The following is a 479-nucleotide window of genomic DNA, read 5'->3' as shown; positions in this document are numbered from 1 at the left end:
ATCTTGCCTTTCCCTGCATAGAGTCGTGCCCCTTCTTGCGCTGCAAATAAACTGATCTTTTTGCTGGCATGTCCGATGATACTGTCTTGGGTGCTGGTGTTAATGCTTCCTTGTGCAATTTGGTTGATCTGCCCATCTGCACTGAGGTGGATGTCTTCGTTACTTTCTACGGCAATTGAACTTGGTGAAGCCAAGAGCATGATCGCTTGTTTAAAAGCCGCGGCTTTGCTTTGGTCTTCGCTCTCTAAGTTCTTGAGATAGCCCTGTAGGTTTTCGAGTAAGCTCAGTGGATCAGTTTGTTGGTTTTTTGCCACTTCACTGAGGGCTTTGGCGTTGTTTAAGCTACTTTCGAGTTGTTGTTTGGCTTCGCTTGCATCGAGATGGTTTGCTTTGGCTTGTTCTTGTTTGTAGGTGGAGATGAGTATGCCTTCGCCTGCTCGTACTGCACCCCATTGGTCTGTTCTAAGTTCGAAGCCTTC

Annotated in this window: 1 protein-coding gene; it reads right to left on the bottom strand. The window is 47.0% G+C overall.

Annotated features, from left to right (window positions below):
* Window positions 1–479, bottom strand: a 479-nt coding sequence (locus AC1M9H_RS14345) for a type VI secretion system Vgr family protein (RefSeq protein ID WP_481613651.1), incomplete at both ends; no start/stop codon positions are given.

This window comes from Acinetobacter sp. ANC_7512 (genome assembly GCF_056779935.1).
The sequence above is the reverse complement of the archived record's forward strand: the minus strand, read 5'-3'. Positions and strand labels throughout refer to the sequence as shown.